This is a genomic window from Methylomonas montana (assembly GCF_030490285.1).
Lineage (GTDB): Bacteria > Pseudomonadota > Gammaproteobacteria > Methylococcales > Methylomonadaceae > Methylomonas > Methylomonas montana.
Genome location: NZ_CP129884.1, coordinates 4088592 through 4106084, shown reverse-complemented (window position 1 = coordinate 4106084; position 17493 = coordinate 4088592). Strand labels below are relative to the sequence as shown.

At 54.3% G+C, this 17493-nt stretch carries 15 protein-coding genes; 10 read left to right on the top strand and 5 right to left on the bottom strand.

Annotated elements, in window-relative coordinates; genetic code table 11:
- Positions 1–58: 58 nt before the first annotated feature.
- From QZJ86_RS18990 to QZJ86_RS18945, 10 genes are all read left to right on the top strand, one after another.
- Positions 59–751 carry a methyltransferase domain-containing protein gene (locus QZJ86_RS18990; RefSeq protein ID WP_301672073.1) on the top strand — a complete coding sequence of 231 codons (693 nt, stop codon included), beginning with the start codon at positions 59–61 and terminating at the stop codon, positions 749–751.
- A gap of 180 nt (positions 752–931) precedes the next feature.
- On the top strand, positions 932–1366 hold the full coding sequence (locus tag QZJ86_RS18985) for an SRPBCC family protein (RefSeq protein WP_301672072.1): 435 nt from the start codon (positions 932–934) through the stop codon (positions 1364–1366).
- 69 nt (positions 1367–1435) lie between these two features.
- A complete protein-coding gene (locus tag QZJ86_RS18980) occupies positions 1436–1801 on the top strand; it encodes a cupin domain-containing protein (protein WP_301672071.1) in 366 nt (121 codons plus the stop codon).
- 565 nt (positions 1802–2366) lie between these two features.
- Positions 2367–3026: a DUF3455 domain-containing protein gene (locus tag QZJ86_RS18975; RefSeq protein WP_301672070.1), complete on the top strand. Its 660-nt coding sequence runs from the start codon at positions 2367–2369 to the stop codon at positions 3024–3026.
- An 87-nt stretch (positions 3027–3113) separates the two neighbouring features.
- Positions 3114–4322: a DUF7453 family protein gene (locus QZJ86_RS18970; RefSeq protein ID WP_301672069.1), complete on the top strand. Its 1209-nt coding sequence runs from the start codon at positions 3114–3116 to the stop codon at positions 4320–4322.
- A 276-nt stretch (positions 4323–4598) separates the two neighbouring features.
- On the top strand, positions 4599–5438 hold the full coding sequence (locus tag QZJ86_RS18965) for a hypothetical protein (RefSeq protein ID WP_301672068.1): 840 nt from the start codon (positions 4599–4601) through the stop codon (positions 5436–5438).
- Between the two features lie 440 nt (positions 5439–5878).
- Positions 5879–7330, top strand: a complete 1452-nt coding sequence (locus QZJ86_RS18960; protein WP_301672066.1) for a hypothetical protein — start codon at positions 5879–5881, stop codon at positions 7328–7330.
- Between the two features lie 27 nt (positions 7331–7357).
- Complete coding sequence (locus tag QZJ86_RS18955; RefSeq protein WP_301672065.1) at positions 7358–9511, top strand: phospholipase C; 2154 nt, start codon at positions 7358–7360, stop codon at positions 9509–9511.
- A gap of 322 nt (positions 9512–9833) precedes the next feature.
- Positions 9834–10034 (top strand): hypothetical protein, encoded by a 201-nt coding sequence (locus QZJ86_RS18950; RefSeq protein WP_301672063.1) that lies wholly within the window; start codon positions 9834–9836, stop codon positions 10032–10034.
- Between the two features lie 190 nt (positions 10035–10224).
- The gene (locus QZJ86_RS18945) at positions 10225–12507 is read left to right on the top strand and encodes a hypothetical protein (RefSeq protein WP_301672062.1); all 2283 of its coding nucleotides are present in this window, start codon (positions 10225–10227) and stop codon (positions 12505–12507) included.
- 49 nt (positions 12508–12556) lie between these two features.
- Here QZJ86_RS18945 and QZJ86_RS18940 read toward each other — a convergent pair whose 3' ends face one another.
- The 5 genes from QZJ86_RS18940 to QZJ86_RS18920 form a co-directional block, all read right to left on the bottom strand.
- Positions 12557–13660 carry a LuxR C-terminal-related transcriptional regulator gene (locus QZJ86_RS18940; RefSeq protein WP_301672061.1) on the bottom strand — a complete coding sequence of 368 codons (1104 nt, stop codon included), beginning with the start codon at positions 13658–13660 and terminating at the stop codon, positions 12557–12559.
- 101 nt (positions 13661–13761) lie between these two features.
- A complete protein-coding gene (locus QZJ86_RS18935) occupies positions 13762–14832 on the bottom strand; it encodes a helix-turn-helix transcriptional regulator (RefSeq protein ID WP_301672060.1) in 1071 nt (356 codons plus the stop codon).
- Positions 14833–14946: 114 nt separating this feature from the next.
- The gene (locus QZJ86_RS18930; RefSeq protein ID WP_301672059.1) at positions 14947–15474 is read right to left on the bottom strand and encodes a cysteine hydrolase family protein; all 528 of its coding nucleotides are present in this window, start codon (positions 15472–15474) and stop codon (positions 14947–14949) included.
- A 40-nt stretch (positions 15475–15514) separates the two neighbouring features.
- The gene (locus QZJ86_RS18925) at positions 15515–16345 is read right to left on the bottom strand and encodes a gamma-glutamylcyclotransferase family protein (RefSeq protein WP_301672058.1); all 831 of its coding nucleotides are present in this window, start codon (positions 16343–16345) and stop codon (positions 15515–15517) included.
- 17 nt (positions 16346–16362) lie between these two features.
- Positions 16363–17448: an amidohydrolase family protein gene (locus tag QZJ86_RS18920; RefSeq protein ID WP_301672057.1), complete on the bottom strand. Its 1086-nt coding sequence runs from the start codon at positions 17446–17448 to the stop codon at positions 16363–16365.
- Positions 17449–17493: the final 45 nt, after the last annotated feature.

Sequence of the window (17493 nt, the reverse complement as noted above, 5' to 3'; positions counted from 1 at the left end):
CGGTTCAATCGCCGGCTCTCGACTTCAATTACAACAAAAGGAGATTTCCGAAAACACCATGACCATGAAACTGGAAAACGTCGTGCCGTTCGGCCGCTCGCTGGACGAATATCGAAAGATGTTCGCGCTGTCCCAGTGCGAACTGGGCTTGAACATACTCGGCGTCGCCGATGGGCCGGCGAGCTTTAATGCGGAGTTGTCGGCGCTTGGCGGGCGGGTGACTTCCATCGATCCGATATACGCTTTTCAGGCGCCGCAAATCAAAGCTCAGTTCGAGAATGTGCTGGGCAAGATCATGGCCCAGGTCGAGGCGACGCCGGATGATTGGGTTTGGTCGTATCACGGTTCGGCGGACGGACTGCGCGCCAATCGGATACGCGTGACTGATACTTTCGTGGAAGATTTTGCGATGCGCCGAGATTCCGGCTGTTATATCGCCGGGGAGCTGCCTTCGCTACCGTTTGCTGACCGGCAATTTGATCTGGCGCTTTGCTCTCATTTCCTATTTTTATACTCGGAACACTTTTCGCTTGAGTTTCACTGGGCATCGATTTGTGAAATGCTCCGTATCGCCAATGAAGTTAGAATCTTTCCCTTATTGACGCTGATGCTTGAAAAATCGCCTTATCTTGCAACAATATGGCAGCGTCTCGCTCAACAGGGTTATTCCGTTGAAATCCGCCGCGTTGAGTATCAGCTTCAGCGGGGCGGCAATGAAATGCTGGTCGTTAGCCGAATGGCTGACGGTTAACGAAATCTCGGTGCCTTCTCCCACCGTACCCGCAAGGGCAGAAAGGGGACGGTCGGGATGAGGGGATTTAAATCAGTGATTTACACCCTCACCCTAGCCCTCTCCCGGAGGGCGAGGGGACTTAAGGCGACACCTTCTCCGTAACGTTATACTGGTTTGTGCCCGAATGTAGAAAAAATCATGAGCATCCTGACTATAGAAAAACAAATTCGTATCGCCGCGCCGGCCAGCAGAGTATTCGATGCTTTGTCCGATCCCGAGCAAATCGTCCAGTACTATCCGATCAAATCCGTCACGTCCAGCCAGGAAGTATCCGGTCCCATCCTCTTCAAAGGCGAGGTGGATGGTACGCCATTTACCGACTACGGCATTATCGAAATTCTCGATCGGCCTCAACACTTTAGATACCATTACTGGAGCGACAATCACGGAACAGCGGATACCCCGGAAAATCGCATGGTCATCGATTACCAATTGAGCAGCGATGGTGGCGACACGGTCCTGACGCTGACCCATTCGAATTTGCTCAGTGCCGACCGTCAGGCGATGATGGCCCCAGTCTGGGATTTCCTGTTGGGAGGCCTGAAAAACTATCTTGAAACGGATGCCCGTTAATGTCCCGCTGAGCCCAAGCATTGATAATGCTGTCAATAGGTCAAGGTTTCACAAATTGGGGTAAATGTGATGCCTAAAACCACCAGAACTTATTGGAACCCGTTAGACCAAGCGCACAACGGTGCCTGGCAAGCCATCGCCGGACTGGAAGGCATGGCGGAAGAGTTGACCTTAAGTCATGATGCCGAAACCGGCGAATACACGCGTTTGACCCGGTTTCAGCCCGGTGCGGACACCTCGCCGTTTGGCGGCAAAAGCCACGGCTACCCGGAAGAAGTCTTCATAGTCAGCGGCCGGCTTTACGATGCCGCCTTCGAAATGTGGCTGGAGGCCGGGCATTATGCCAGCCGGCCTCCCGGCGAATTGCACGGGCCGTTTAAAACCGATGTCGGTTGCCTCGTGCTGGAAATCTCGTTTCCCAACCGGATTGCTTAAACTCATTGGGATTGCGATCCCTTCATTCTCCTGCGCTACGCAGCAGGCAGGGACAAATCAGTCTCCGCCTTTAGGCGGCTGTCGTAAAAGCCCCCTTTCCTCGCGGGAGCATATGATTTATATCCCCTCATCCTAACCTTCTCCTTTATGCCCAGTGGCTACGGAGGGAGAAGGGACTGTTTCGACTTTTACGACACTCTCTTTAGCATTCGCTACTCCTTGCTCTCCAGAATAGGGGCATCAACAGCCTCCATGCCGATGTGCTCACGCCGCGTTCAAATGCCCTCTTGCAGGAGGGCGAAAACGGGAAGTTTTCCGAGTATCTTCAGCAACACAGGAAACGCAGGCTTTACTTGATATACCGAGGTTGGGGGATATTAAGCATGCAAGCAAAAGCCGCCCTGTAGATCGGCTTAATTCAACGTTGAGCCTTGTGCACTGAAACGGGCGTTGTGTGCAAGTACTTGGCGATCGATTCGCAGCGGAAGCCGTTGAGGTCGATCGTTGCAGACCCTTGTCACCCTACGCCCGTACCCCGCGTAGAAAGCGCGAAAAGGAGAATGTTATGAGAAACCGCAAGATACCTAAAAATCAGACCACACGCCACCTGCTGCCCATCGCCTGCGCCGCGCTAGCCCTGTCGTTCGCGGCTTCGCTGGCTCAGGCCGGTCACCGGGAGCAGGTCACACCGCCGCCCGTGCCGACCGATCTTCGGGTAGAGTCGGGAAACAAGGCCTTCCTGAAAGGCCATGCCACCGGCACCCAGAACTATATCTGTCTGCCTGACGGTACGGGCTTCAAATTCGTGCTGTTCACGCCGCAGGCCACGCTGTTCGACGAGGACGGCAAGCAGATTATTACGCACTTCTTCAGCCCCAATCCCGATCCCGATGATGCCGGAACGATCCGCGCCGCTTGGCAATACCGGGACACCAGCACCGTTTGGGCAGGCTTGGTCCAACCCTCCTCCGATCCTGAGTTCGTCGAACCGAATGCAGTTCCCTGGTTGCTGCTTGAGCGGAAGGGCTCCCAGGTTGGACCAACCGGCGGCGACAAGTTGACCGACACCACTTTTATTCAACGTGTGAACACGTCCGGCGGTGTCGCGCCCGAGACAGGCTGTGAATCGGAAGCGGACGTCGGCAGGAAGGAATTCGTACCTTACTCGGCCGACTACTTCTTCTACAAGAAGGCTCACAAATATGATGGGTATGGCGACTATTGAGAAAACCATGCCAGGGGGAACTGGGCGGCACAAACGTCCGGTCCCCCCTAACATTAATAATACAGCCGATATTAGAGAGGAACTGAAATGACTACTAAATGCTTGGCCATGGCGGCGATTGCCGCCAGCCATTTTCACAGGCTTCGCCTCGTCTCAATCGCCTGCATCGCGGCGTTTTTGTTCGCGGCAGACGCGAGTTTGGCGTCTGCCGAACCCGCCGGAAAGCATGAGTTCGAATTCATCAACGTGGCCGACTCGACTCAGGGTTATACGAATTTCGAACCCTTCCCGGCCATCAATAACAAAAGCGCCGTGGTATTCGTCGCCACGCGGAGCGATACCGGGCAAGGCGTTTTTCGATCGCGCGACGGCAAGGTAACTACCATCGCCTCCGGACGGGACGGACTGGTCGGATTCGACAATGCGCCGGTCATCAATCGGCGCGGGGTGGTGGCCTTCTCGGCCAAGACAAATTCCGGCTCGACCGCCATTTTTACCGATGACGGCCGTTCCAGAACACTGATCGCCGATTCGAAGATCAATGGCTTGTTTGGAAGAGGCATGGGGTCTCCTTCCATCAACGCTTCGGGGACGGTGGCCTTTTCGGCTGTTCTCTCCGTGGCCGGCCTTCCTGCCGGTGTCAGTATCTTTACGGGACAAGGCGGTGATCTGAACACGGTTTTGAGCACTTCCGGTTCGGATTTCGTTTCGTTCCTGAATGTAGCGATCAATGACGCGGGAAAGATCGTTTTCAGTGGGGCGCGCTCGGACGGGAGCCTTGGGATATTCACGCTTCGTAAGGGACTAAAAACCATTGTGGATACCAATGCGCACCCGGAGTTTAGCGGTTTTGGCGATCCGGTCATCAACAACGGCGGCACCATCGCCGACGTGGCCTTCCTCATCCTCGACGGCTTGAACGATGGGCTAGAGATCATTTCGGGTAAGGCGGGCGCCATCATACCCAGGACTGATCCCGACGGCCCGGCCTTTGCCAACGCCGAGCATCCCTCCATCAACAACCACGGCGCGGTCGCTTTCTACGCCTTTCCGAACTTAGACCCGAACGAGCCGACGGGCATCTTCCTGGAAGTGTCGGGCGGCAATGCGTTGATTCCGGTGATCCGGCCTGGGGATGCCTTGTTCGGCTCGACCGTCAGCGCTGTCGATCTGGGACGGTTTGCGCTAAATGATCGGTTCGAGGCGGTTTTCCAATATGCGTTGACGGACGGGCGCACGGGCATCGCGATTGCGGCCTTCCACGGGAAAAAGGAAGACGATGACCAGGACGAATAATCGAGAAGGATTGAAATCGGATATGGCGCGTCGTTCGAGCGGCGAACCCTGCGAATCCCCTAATGCCGGCTTTGCCCGATTCTTCTCCGGAGAGACTGAAATCTCTCGAAATGCCCTCTTTAAGGAGGGCGAAAACTACAGATTTGATAGGTAAGCTGCGGTGTGTCTATCAAGGTCGCTCACAACAGACATCAAATGGATGCGCAATGAGCTCAAAAGGGCCTATTTCGTAGCACACGCATGCAGTCATCTTGAATTATAAGGTAGGAAGATTTAATGAAAAAAATCACACAATGTCATCTGAAACTTGCTGGGTCTTTGCTATTCGGCATAGGCGTCGCGTTGTCTCCTAACGTCATGGCGCAAGACTTAGAAACCCAAACTGGGAGTGCAATCCGCAAATCTGGCAATGATGAATTACGCCACCAGATTACCGGAATCAAACATTCGCTAAATACCCTTCAACAGCGACTGATTGCGGAAACCGCTATCCGCGAATCCGGCGATAACGACCTGCGCCACCAGATTACTGCTATCAACCAATTACTTCCGCCCTTACATGTGGTGGGCGAACGTTACCAGGGCGGCATCATCTTCCATGTCGACGATACCGGGCAGCACGGTCTGATCGCCGCTTTGGCCGATCAAGGGAAGGTATTAAATAAATGGAATAGCGGATCAAGCATAACAGCCACCGGTGCGACGGGCGATGGAATTGGTACGGGGCGGATGAATACCGCAATCGCCATCGCCAATCAAATTGCCGATAACAGGGAGCTGGCTTTTGCCGCCAAGCTTGCCGCCGATTATCGGGTGATGGAGGACGGAGAAAGTCCTTGTACCGGTTCGGCAACTGAAACTTGTCTGGGCGATTGGTACTTGCCTTCGAAAGTAGAGTTGAATCTAATGTGGTTCAATTTGGCCGATTCAGAACATAACGATCACAACGACGGTCCGGACGATCCTAACAATCTCGCCGGATTTAGCAATCTCAACTACTGGAGTTCTACAGAGATAGGCAACACTCTTGCGTGGCTCCAGTCGTTCAGCGACGGTCTCGCCAGCAAACGCTTTAAAGGCGAAACGTGGGGTGTGCGTGCGATTCGAGCCTTTTAGCCCTTGGCTATTCAACCGCACCGCGCCGGGAGGTATCACGCGGCGATGATATGTCGCTATAAGGGAACCGTATCGTTTTGTGCCGATGCTATTCGAAGTGTTCCAAGACTTTCCGTAAGTACAAAATATAGTTGCGAGGCAGGCGAGGCAGGCGAGGCGGGATGCGCGGCTGGTCCAGCAGGCGCCATTGCGATGTCGGTCGGACTGCGATAGAAAAACGGATGAACCCATTTTTGTACTACGGAAAAACTCGAGTGCGCTTGTCCTGTCGTACTTGCGTTCTGGTTAATGAGGCCGATTGTCCAGTATCCAGGAAATACCCTCCTTACGGAGGGCGAAATCGGCTTGGCCGCCTTGATAAGCTGTTAGGCGCCGTATCCACAGCGTTCCGTTAAACGACACCCCCCCAGCGTGTTGCAGAATCAGTCCAGGCATTAGACATGTCGGAAGGTGACCAGGGCTGTACGGAAGTTCAGGCCACTACGGTTTCATTTCATGCCCGGCTGCGAGATTGCTTCGATATTCGCCTCGCGTCACTGGGAAATCTTACTTTTAGAGGAGAAGTTCAAATGGCTAACAATCTACAAATCGATAAAGCGCTTAGTACCTCGGCACAGCCTGTACAAGACCAGAATGGCGCTAACAGTGCCCTTGCCGTATCGACCGACAAAGTGGGTATCGGGACAACGAATCCGACGCAACGGCTTACGCTGGGTTCGGGCAATGTTTCCCTGCCCAATGCCAACGCGGGTGCGGACGGTAATTTGTATTTCGGCGGGATTACCGACAATAGCGAAATTGGCATGCGCCTGTTCGGAGGCGAAATCAATGACGGGCTGCAGTCAGGCTTCGTAGATGTTCGCGCCGGGACGCTGGCGGACGGACTCAGAATTCGTGTCGATACATTTAGCGGTGGTACCGAGCGTATGCGCGTTACCGCTTCCGGGAATGTCGGCATCGGTACACCTGATCCGCTGCACTTACTGCAAATCGGCGGCGGTTTCGACGGCCATCTGGGTTTTGGTGGTTCAGAGGCGACACCCAATGCAGGATATATTCGCTTTGGCGATTACACGGGTTGGAAGTTTCACATCGCTCGCGCCCGCGAGAAGAGTGCCGGGCCAATCAACAACGGTACGACAGGATCGCTCGTCACATTTCAGGACAATGGCAATGTTGGTATCGGCACAACTAACCCGTTGCACATGCTGCAAATCGGTGGCGGTTTCGACGGCCATCTGGGTTTTGGTGGTTCGGATGGAACGCCGAATGCGGGGTATCTTCGCTTTGGCGACCAAACCGGTTGGAAGTTTCACATTGCCCGTGCGCGCGAGAAGAGCGCCGGCTCAATCAACGCCGGAACGACAGGGTCACTCGTCACGTTTCAGGACAATGGCAATGTTGGTATCGGCACGACAGCGCCGACGGAAAGGCTAGAGGTAAACGGCAGCATCAAGGTCAGCGGTGACATCCTTCTCGCCAACGCCGATTGCGCCGAAGACTTTAACATCGGTACAGATGTTGCCATTGAACCGGGAACCGTCATGGTCGTCGGCGCAGAAGGCGCGCTGTTCCCTTGCTTGCAAGCTTACGACAAAAGGGTCGCGGGTGTGGTGTCCGGCGCCGGCGATTACAAGCCCGGTATCGTACTGGACAAGCAACAGTCAGCGAGCAACCGGCAACCCATTGCTCTGCTCGGGAAAGTGTATTGCAAAGTCGATGCCCAATACGGCGCCATCGAAATCGGCGATTCGCTGACGACATCCCCGACGCCGGGTCATGCGATGAAGGTCGGCGAGCCGCTTGCGGCGCTGGGAGCCATGCTTGGGAAAGCCCTGAGCCCGCTAAAAGAAGGCCAGGGCTTGATCCCGGTCCTGATCGCCTTGCAATAAACCCCATAGGCCAATAGGAGCAATATTATGACCAGCGTCCGTGAATCCCTGAAACTGGCGGGACAGTCCGCCAGCATCAAAAAATTGGCGCATCAGCGCAACGCGCCTTTCCCGCTTTCGTTGCGCGAGTTTGTCGGCGCACCGCCACCCGGTCGTATCCGTAGAAAATCGATCTCACTGGAGGTGCTGCAACGGAAATCCGACGAGATATTCGATAATAGAACGCAACAGTTATTCAAAATCAGGCTACATAACGTTGGCGGTGGGGATCACCGCCACAGCACGTTGACGGTGTCTCAAGATGCGGGATATCAAGAAAATGGCGTCGAGGTATACAAAGTGATGGCGAATTACCCAAAGGATCTTGGCCAATTGAGTTCGCCGATTTCGGATTATCATTTTAACGACTTGAATACCAGCAAAATTCTATCGCCCGACTTTATCCCTGGCGATCCGCTGCTTCTAAAAATATTGATCTATTTCGAGATAAAAGGTGAGGAACTTATTCTCAACAACTGGCCGGATGTCAATTTTACGGGATTTAAACTCGAGTTGAAGTTCCAATTTGCCCTCGACGATCGCAATAACTTCCTGGTGACGAAGAAAGACTGGATCAAGGCCGATGTGGCAACCAATGCCATAGCGGGGTATCGCGGGGTGCTCGAGAGGAGTATTGAAGGCAGTATGCGGGACAAGATATACAAAGCATTGTATGACATAGATAAGGATACAGGTAAAAGTCCAATTCAGGGATTGAATGGGACGCTGAAACGGATGATGATAGGCGGAGAGTTTCAGGTGACCGGGGTCTCCAGCGACAACGAATCGCTGTTCATCGATTACATCGTTCCACCTGATCAACTCGAACCCTTCCCCGAGAATCCGCAGCCACCGCTAGACCCCGGTCTGTTGGCCAACATTGACCACATCGTGGTGCTGATGATGGAGAACCGTTCCTTCGACCATATGCTTGGCTACTTGAGTAAGGAAGGCGATAGTGGAGGTACCATACACACCAATATCGACGGACTGAAAGGCGGCGAAAAAAACCGTTACAAGGCGCACGACTATCCCTCCTTCCCGTTGCCGGACACACGCTTTATCGAAAGTCCACCGCATAGCCACGGGCCAGTGGAGAGTCAAATCGACGGCGGCAAAATGGACGGCTTCGTGGCCGCCTTTGCCGAGCAATACGAGGCTAAAGGCGTCAATCCCAGCCAAATCATGGGTTACCACACCGGCGAACATGTGCCGGTTTACGACGCATTGGCTCGTCAGTTTCTGGTCTGCCAGCGTTGGTTTGCCGCCCATCCGGGGCCGACGTTCTGCAATCGCTTCTACACCTTGACCGGCCGGCTCAACCGTAATTCGTTTGAGCTCTTTGAGCCCGACAATCCCCATGGAGCGGATTTCAGGCCGGTTGCCACCCGGACGATTTTCGACCATCTCACCGAAAGCGGCGTCCCTTGGCATTACTATGAAAACCGCTATTGCTTCCTGCGCCTGTTCGAACGATACACTTTCAACAACGAAGCGATCATCGATTTCAATGATCCGGTGAAGGGATTCGAGGCTAGCGCGCAGGCGGGCACCTTACCCTCAGTGTCGTTCATCGACCCCAATTTTGTTGATGAGGCCGACGACGGCGACAATGACGACGGCGCGCCATCCGATATTAGAGCCGGCCAACATCTGATAGGACGAATCGTCAACGCCGTGATGCATGGCCAAAAATGGAATAAGACCCTGCTGGTGATCACTTACGACGAGCATGGCGGGTTCTTCGACCATGTTAATCCGCTGGCGTATTCACAGAAAGCTAAACCGGTATCGGGCATAGATCACTACGGTGTTCGCGTGCCGGCCATCGTGGTATCTCCATGGGTCGATCCGGGCGCGGTCAGTGATGTCGTGTTCGACCACACCTCGATTGCTAAAACCATAGCCAAACGTTTCATGAGCGTCAATCCACCCGATATGGGCGAGCGCGTGGCCGAAGCCAACGATTTATCGATGGTACTTAGAACTTCGCCACGGGACGACATGCCGAGCGTGCCGATACCGCCTCAACCGGAGCGAAACACCGCGTTTGCAAGGCGGGCGATAACCGAGGCGGAAGGCGATGATTTCAAAACTGTGATGCAGGCCTTGCAGGCCAAATATCCGGTTCGCCGCCAGTAGGGTCCAGATGCCGGATCGGCAACCCGTGTGACAAGCGGGAGGTCGAACCGGCAGTTGATTCGTGAGTTGGATGGGCATGAATCACTGTAGCGATTTAACGGCCGCCGCTCAGCCAACGTTGACGTTATTGTTGCGTCGTTCGTGCTACCCGTCGCGAAGAACTGGCGGTCTATTTCCACCAATCATTGCCGTTGCCGGCGAAATGCCCTCCTTCAGGAGGGCGAAAGCATCAGCCTGAATTGATAAGCTGCACTGCGTCGATCGGTCCGGTTGGTCGGTTTGACGCTCAATTTACACTTTTATTACTTCGGGGGAATTACTCATGAATTCGATACACAATCAATCCACCTTCCGCAGAAAATTCGGCGAACGGTTGAGTTTAGCCGTTGTCCTGCTTGCCATCGCCGGCATGGCCGAGGCTGCACCTGTTTCGGTTTGCGCCAAGGCCAGCCTGCCTGAACTAAGCGCCAATCCGCCTTTGTCTGTTTACGGCGATCCGGACGAGGGCGGCCAAGACCAATAAGGTGTCGCACGCCAAGGCGTAGAGGCTTCTAGCACGGTCGTTTCCGCTTAGCCGATATTGGCAGGAATGAGCTGTTTCGGCCGTTAGCCCTCCTAACGGGTCAATATTCCATATCGCCCGGCCGCGATTTTTACGACAAACGGTCAATTAGCCTAATGGGTGACCAATTTACTAATTGCAGGAAGATTTTATGAAAGCACCAAGCAAGTTTTATTTTAAGCGAGCACTGACCAGCACCGCGTTAATCGCCGCGGGGTTGTCGGGCTTAAACGCGGAAGCCGCGCCGCGCTTCGAGTTCCAGGGGCTTGGAACGCTGGGCGGCGCTACGAGCAGTGCCCGTGGTCTCAACGACCGTGGCCAAATCGTTGGCTCATCCCAAATCGGCGACGGTCCCGACGCCCATGCCTTCCTCTACAGCGACGGCGCCATGCAGGATCTCGGCACCCTGGGCGGTTTCAATAGCGTGGCTACCGGGATCAACAATCGCGGCCAGATTGTGGGAAGTTCCCAATTCATCCGAATAGCCGAAACTAGTTCCCGCGGCTTTATCTACAGCAACGGCGTGATGCGGGACATCGGCCTGCTGGACCGTGTGAAAGGGTCCACGGCGGCCAACGCGATCAACGACGAAGGCGTAGTAGCCGGGTATGCGGCACAGCTTGGCCCGATAAGAAATACGGCGATTTCGCACGCCATCGTCATCAGCAATGGATCGATGACGGATATTGGCGCTTTGGGCGCGGTGAATAGCGGCCACGAAAGTTCCGCCAATGCGATCAATGCCTCCGGGCAAATAGTGGGTGTCAGCGACAACGGAGGCAGTGAAACGGGGACCCGCGAAGCATTCATCTACAGCGGCGGAGTCATGCGTTCATTGGGACTGCTGGGCGGGACCTTTAGCGAAGCCACCGCCATCAACGACGGCGGCGAGATTGCCGGAAATGTCATGGTGACGACAATTCCGGATGTTCGCCACGCGTTTCGCTATGTCAACGGCACCATGCGCGATCTTGGCACGCTGGGTGGGCGCAGCAGCGCCGCCAATGCCATCAATAACAGCGGGCAGATCGTCGGCCACGCCGATACAACCAATCCACCACCGATCCTGCGACCGCTCGCGCAGGTCAGCGGCGTGGGTCAGCATGCGGCTCTGTGGAACGGCAACATCATTCACGACCTCAACACATTGGCGCCTGCCGGCTGGACCTTGACCGACGCGGCGGGCATCAACCGCTATGCGCAAATCGTCGGCACCGGGAATAATCAGGATCACCCGGAAGGCGAAGCCTTTCTGTTGACGCTGCATCCCGACTGGCAGGGCAGCGGCAACGGCAATTGGGACGACGGCAGCCGCTGGAATTTCGCCGGCTTGGGTAGCTTTAGCATGGCCCCCGGCGCGCGGCACGATGTGGTGATCAATCCCGAGGGCAACGCTATCATCAACGGCGGCGCCAGTGCCAGCGTCCGCAATCTGAGCATAACCGGCAATGCTGGCAAACTGGTGACGTTCAACCTGAACGGCGGCAGCACCACCTCCATGCAGGGCACGACGCTGAACCATGCCACGCTGGCCGGCAGCGGCACGCTGGAAGGCGGTCTGACTATTTCAGCTGATAGCCGGATTGATGTCGCCGGCGGCGACCGCATGCAATTGCGCGGCGGACAGGTCAACAATGCCGGCTTGATCCGGATCTTGGGCAGCGGCGGCAATCGTGCGGCGCTGGAAGCCGATGGCCCGGTGATCAACGCCGGTGGCGAAATCAATTTGGAAAATGCCGCATTAAGTTTGTTGGGCGGCTTGGAAAATCACGGTCAGGTCAAGGTCAGTTTCGGCGCTTCCAGCATCAACGGCGATCTGACGACCGTCCAGGACGGCAAAATCATTCTGTCCGGCAGTAGCGAAACTACCTTCTGGGATAATGTGACGATGCAGTCCGGCAGCGAGCTGCGCCTGGCGGCCGATGCCAGCGCGGTGTTCTTCGGCCAAGTGCTAGTGCGGAACGGCGCGATGCTGACCGGTACCGGCACCAGTTTTTACGAAGGCGGATTATCACTGGGCAATTCGCCAGGCATGGCGACCAATACCGGCAGCGTCAGCTTTGGGCAGGACAATGTCTATCTGGCGGAAATCGGCGGCCTGAGGCCCGGCGAACAATTCGATCAACTTCAGGTCGGCGGCAAATTGAGCTTTGGCGGTACGTTGAAACTGATGTGGTGGGACAACTTCAGCGCCAAGGCCGGCGATGTGTTCGATCTGTTCGACTGGGGTAATAGCGCCGGACATTTCGCCAGTATCGACACCGGCAACGCGCTGCTGGCCGACGGTTTGCGCTGGGATTTCACCAGACTCTATACCAGCGGAGAAATCGGTGTGGCAGCGGTACCGCTGCCGGGCGCGGCCTGGCTGTTCATGGGCGGTTTGCTGGCGATGTTGAGGTTCAACCGGAACGCCAAAGCAGGAAACCCGATTTAAAGCGTGTCCGGGCGGCGCCAATCTCGGAAGAGCCGCCGCCCGATTTGATTCAACGTGACGACCGAGCCGCTATGCCCGTCATGCGGCTTAAGGTCAGCAGCTTTGGCAGCAATTCCTCGCGCTGATGAATATCCAGTTTGAGGTAAATCTTGCCAATGTGATCCTTGAGCGTGGTCGGCTTGATATGCAGGCGGCTACGGATATGCTCCAGGGCCAAGCCTTGTGCCAGTAACAAGGCGACTTCCTTTTGCGTCGGAGAAAGTGGTGAGTCTCGCATGGCGCGCAAGATTTTGAGCGCCAGCGGCTCGTGATGTTCGATGGACACGCCGATCAAGCCATCCGGCTGCTGATGACAGCTGTCCAGCCAGTAGGCGCGGAATACAAACTTTCCCATGGGCCCTGTATGACAGTAAGCTGGCGGCGGTAGGTCTTGACCCAGTTGGATAGCCTTAATGTTGGCGCATAACCGGACTAATCTTCCCATCAATTTGTCTTGGCTACTGCTCATCTTCTCGTTCAAGCTTGGGTGGCACACTGCCGCCATCAAATGCTTTGTTTTCGGACTCTGAAACAATACTTTTCCGCTGACATTCATCACCAGCATACCGGTGGCGTCGATGTCCCCATACTCAATCCGCTCATCGCCCGTTGCTTTCAACGCGTGCGAAACATAGCTCGCCAAATGGTTAAATAAATCCTGCTCGCTCCGATCGAAAGGTTTTTGCTGTTTGGAGCGATGCGCACACAGCAGGCCTGCATGTTTGCCCTCTAAAGTGACTTGAGTCCACAGCGCATGATGCATATCGAATGGTCGATAAACCAGGTTATACATATCCGACCGATAGAACCGCTCGTCTATCGCCAGCGGGTCGGCCAGTACGTCATGTCTGGCAAACCACTGCCGGGTGCGCGATTTGCGTTCGTGGTTAAAAAATGCCGATATCACCGCCGGAATGAAATCGGCCTTGTCAGGCTCGGGTGTGCCGCATAAATGATACGTGGGATTTAACAGCGCATCGCCGCCGGAAAAAGTATTGCTGTTCGATGGAATCGCCTCAGGTAGCGTGCGGAGAAACTCCGATATCACCAGTTCCTTCCGCAGCCCGGAGCAACACAACTGGCGCAAATAGACCAAGGCATGACTGCTTTTCATCGGAGTATGTTCCTTTAACGATGGCGAAGGCCGCGAAATGTTGGATGGTAAGTGTCTTCGCGATCGATTAAAAGTTCAAGTACCGATTGATTTTTAGGTGTTCAGGTATTGCTGGCGAGTAATTTAGGCAATAACTCCTCGCGTTGGTGTATATCCAGTTTCTGGTAAATCTTGCCGATGTGATCCTTGAGGGTGCTTGGTTTGATATGCAGGCAGCTACAAATCTGTTCTGGTGTTAATCCTCGCGCCAGTAACAGGGTGACGTCGCGTTGCGCCGGCGACAGGGGTAAGTCGCGCATCCCGCGCAGGACTTTCAGCACCAGCGGTTCGCGATGTTCGATCAGGATGCCGATCAATCCGCCCGGCTGCCGTTGACAGCCTTCCAACCAGTAAGCGCGGAACTGAAATTGCCCGTTCGACCCCGCATGGGTGAAGGACGGCGGCGGCGCTTCCTGGCCGCGAGAAATGCTGCACAGATTGCGGCACAATTCAGCCAGTTTCGCCTGCAAGCGATCTTCCGCCCGTTGGTCCGTCAACAATCTGGGGAAACGCGCCTCTCTCAGCAACAATTTCGCTTCGGGACTTTGGTAGAGCATATCGCCTTGGGGATTCATGATTATCATGCCCGAAGTGCCGTCCGGACTGGGTTCGAAGTCTACCTCATTGGCGGCATGGTAGGCGTGAAACACATACGGCATCAAACGCGTCAGCTGGGTTTGATCGTGGCTGTCGAACGGTTTTTGGTTGGCGGGCCGGTATAAGCCCAGCACGCCCGAGTTTTCCGCGTTCAATGGAATCCGCACCCACAGTACATGGTGCATATCGAATTGCCGGAAAATCAGGTTGTAAAAATCGGTCAGATAAAAAGACGCTTCAATGATCTTGGGGTCTCTGACAGCCTTATGCTGACTAAACCAGTTAGCGGCGCGTTTAGTTCGCGCGGGCGTATTAAAATCCTCCGTGATGGAGTGAATAATGCCTGCCATGTCGCCGACGTCAAACCCAGCTAGATGATAGTTAGGGCGCAATTGCAGATCGGACACCGAAAAAGTATTGCTGTTGGAGGGTATCAGCAACGGCACCGCGCGCAGAAATTCGGCAATTGCAATTTCCCGGCTCAGACCGGAACAGCAGATTTGACGCAGATAGGCTAAGGCGTGATTTGGTTTCATCGTGTCTTGGGCTTTAGCGATAATTTTCGACCGTTTGCGACAGGGCGGAAGTACGCCGGTTTTTAAGTTTTCGGAATATTCGCACCAACAGCCAGGATCGGCCGCCGGGGCCTCCTACTCGCCCTCAACGTGAAACGCGGTTGAGAGCTCGGCGGAAACCGTCGGAGATTTTGCAAGCGTAATGTTGTGATGTTCTCGAATCTGCTTGGCCGACAAATGCGCCTTATCATGCGTGGTATGCGCATCCGCGATGAGTTGTATGCGATATCCCAACGCGGAGGCATAACGAAGAGTAGAGTCCACGCAAAATTCAGTCGAGTAACCGCAAATAATCAGCTTGTTCGCTCCCAGGGACTTAAGCGTCGTTTCAAGATCGGTTTGGAGAAATGCGTTGGTCATGGTTTTGCGGATCTTGATGTCGCCGTCTTGCACCGTTAATTCGGACTGCAACTGCCAGCGATCGGTTGCGTACTCCAGGAAGCCGGGGTGTTCCGATTGTATAAAAATAATGGGCACACCGCCCGCTCTCGCCTTGCTCGTGATGCTATTGATTCGTTGGATCACTTCGTCGGCTTCGTATGGCCGCGGACTGCTGTCGAATAATCCGCTTTGAACATCAATGACAAGCACTGCTGATTTCATGGGCTAGGCGATAATGAGCTTTGGTCTAGGGTTTTATCGATTAATTCGCCGACTCAATATGAATCCGCTGAAAATAATCGGGCAGATGTTCTTGGAGTAATTTGTCGATCTGGCCGGCTTTGGGCTGATAAATATAGGGCCGCCGCGGATAAAGCCGGTCATTCACCCATGCCGTTGACCAGTGACTGGTCGTGGCGAGGCATTGTTTGGCAAAGTTCTCGAGTGCATAGCGTTGCTCCTGTTCCAGACAGCCCGACACAAAAATATCCACATAAGATTGCACGATGGGATGCAGTTCGTTCGCCGTGGCGACGGAGTCCGGTTTGTTCGCGTATATCCAGACTTGTCCTTGCGGTGTTGGCGTCCCAGGCTTCAACAGGGTATAACCGGCGGGTTCCACGGCTAGTCGGCAATAAAAAAACTCGCGTTTGTCCATGACCGGAATGTCGTCCGGACTGACGTTGTAAAGCACCGCGTTAAACTGACCGTTCTGGTCCGGAACGGTGCCTAAATAGGTGGTATCGAACCCCACGCCTGGGCCTTTGGCAAGCCAACCGCGCCGGTAGCCTTTCACCATCACCGGATAAGCCGTGGCCGCGTTCGGTACGCTACGCTGGCGCGATTGGTCTTGCATCAAGCTGCCGTAGCCAATGATGTATTGCGCTTGTTTCGGATCGGGCGCGGCATTGCAGCGACTCGGCAAATCTGCCGCCAGTTTTTTCAATTGTTCATCCGCGGCAACGGTGTCTTGGTCTAGCGTCCGCGTTGTTAGTTGCGCCGATTGCCGAACGGCGGTGCTTGGCTCGGCACACCCTGCACAGAGGGTAATTAACACTGGCCATAGATACATCTGGAAACGTTTATTTTGCATAAATGCCTACCTTTCACTTAACGGCATATTGGCGGTGCTTGATATTGCAGCCCCAACATCCTGAAATAATTGCCGCCCAGCGCAATATTGCGAAACGCGGTGTCGTCAAGATATTGGTTGATTCGGCTGGTGACATCCAATTCTTCCTGGTAGACCTCGAATTGCTTGTTTCGAGCAGCCACAAAGTCGGTGCCGGGTAAAATGCGGTCGGAATATTGGTTTAGAAACGCAACATACAGCTCTCTGGCTTCTGGCTTGCTGAAGTAACTGTCGTAGAGTACCCGCCAGGAGATATCCAGCGTCAAGTTCGGATATTTATCCAAAAAGGAGCGCATGATTTGAATATGTTCGGCTGCTTTCATGGTGCTTAATTCTTTCGATAAACCCATATGCGCCCAGACGATTTTATTGTCCGGATATCGTTCTAAGACGTAGGCCATTAAGGGCAGGTATTTTTTCGGCTCGGCATCGTTACCCAAGTCGGCGTGAATATTGATGGGAACATTGCGCGCTCTAAGCAAAGCCATAAATTCGGCCCATTGTTCGATATTTTCTTTTGTCGCGGGCTGATGGTGATTTTTCAGTAAAGCTTGTTTGATCAAATTCACCTCGCCCATCCACTTAAACATTTTCGGATATTCTTTATCGTAAAAAAGAATCATCTTGGCGATATCCCTAGGATTGGCCAAATCGGGAAAGGTCATGGATAAGGTTAAATGCACATCCTTGGGTTTAAGCTCGAGATAATTGGCGGCATTGGCAAAATCGTTCTTGATGCTGGGTAATGCTGACGTGCCGGGACAATCCAGGTAGTAAGTGCAGGAAGAATCCACCGGTAAAATCTGGCCGATGCCGTACATATTGGCAAACAAAATACCGGTTTTATTGAAATATTCCGTCAACTCGGATAGCGGAATCGCGGCGCCGCCGAATGGCCTGAAGTGCAGATGCGAATCCACCACGGCAGTATAGGGTTCGGTTTGGCGATCGTAGCACTGGGTATCGCCTGGGCTGAAGGACGACAAGCTACGTTGATGGGTGCTTGCGCAAGCGGATGCTAACAGTGTCGTTATTGCGATGGCTATTGTGGTCGTGAAATTCATGCGGATACTCAGTTTCGTCTCTTAATGTTTTATACCTTCCGCACT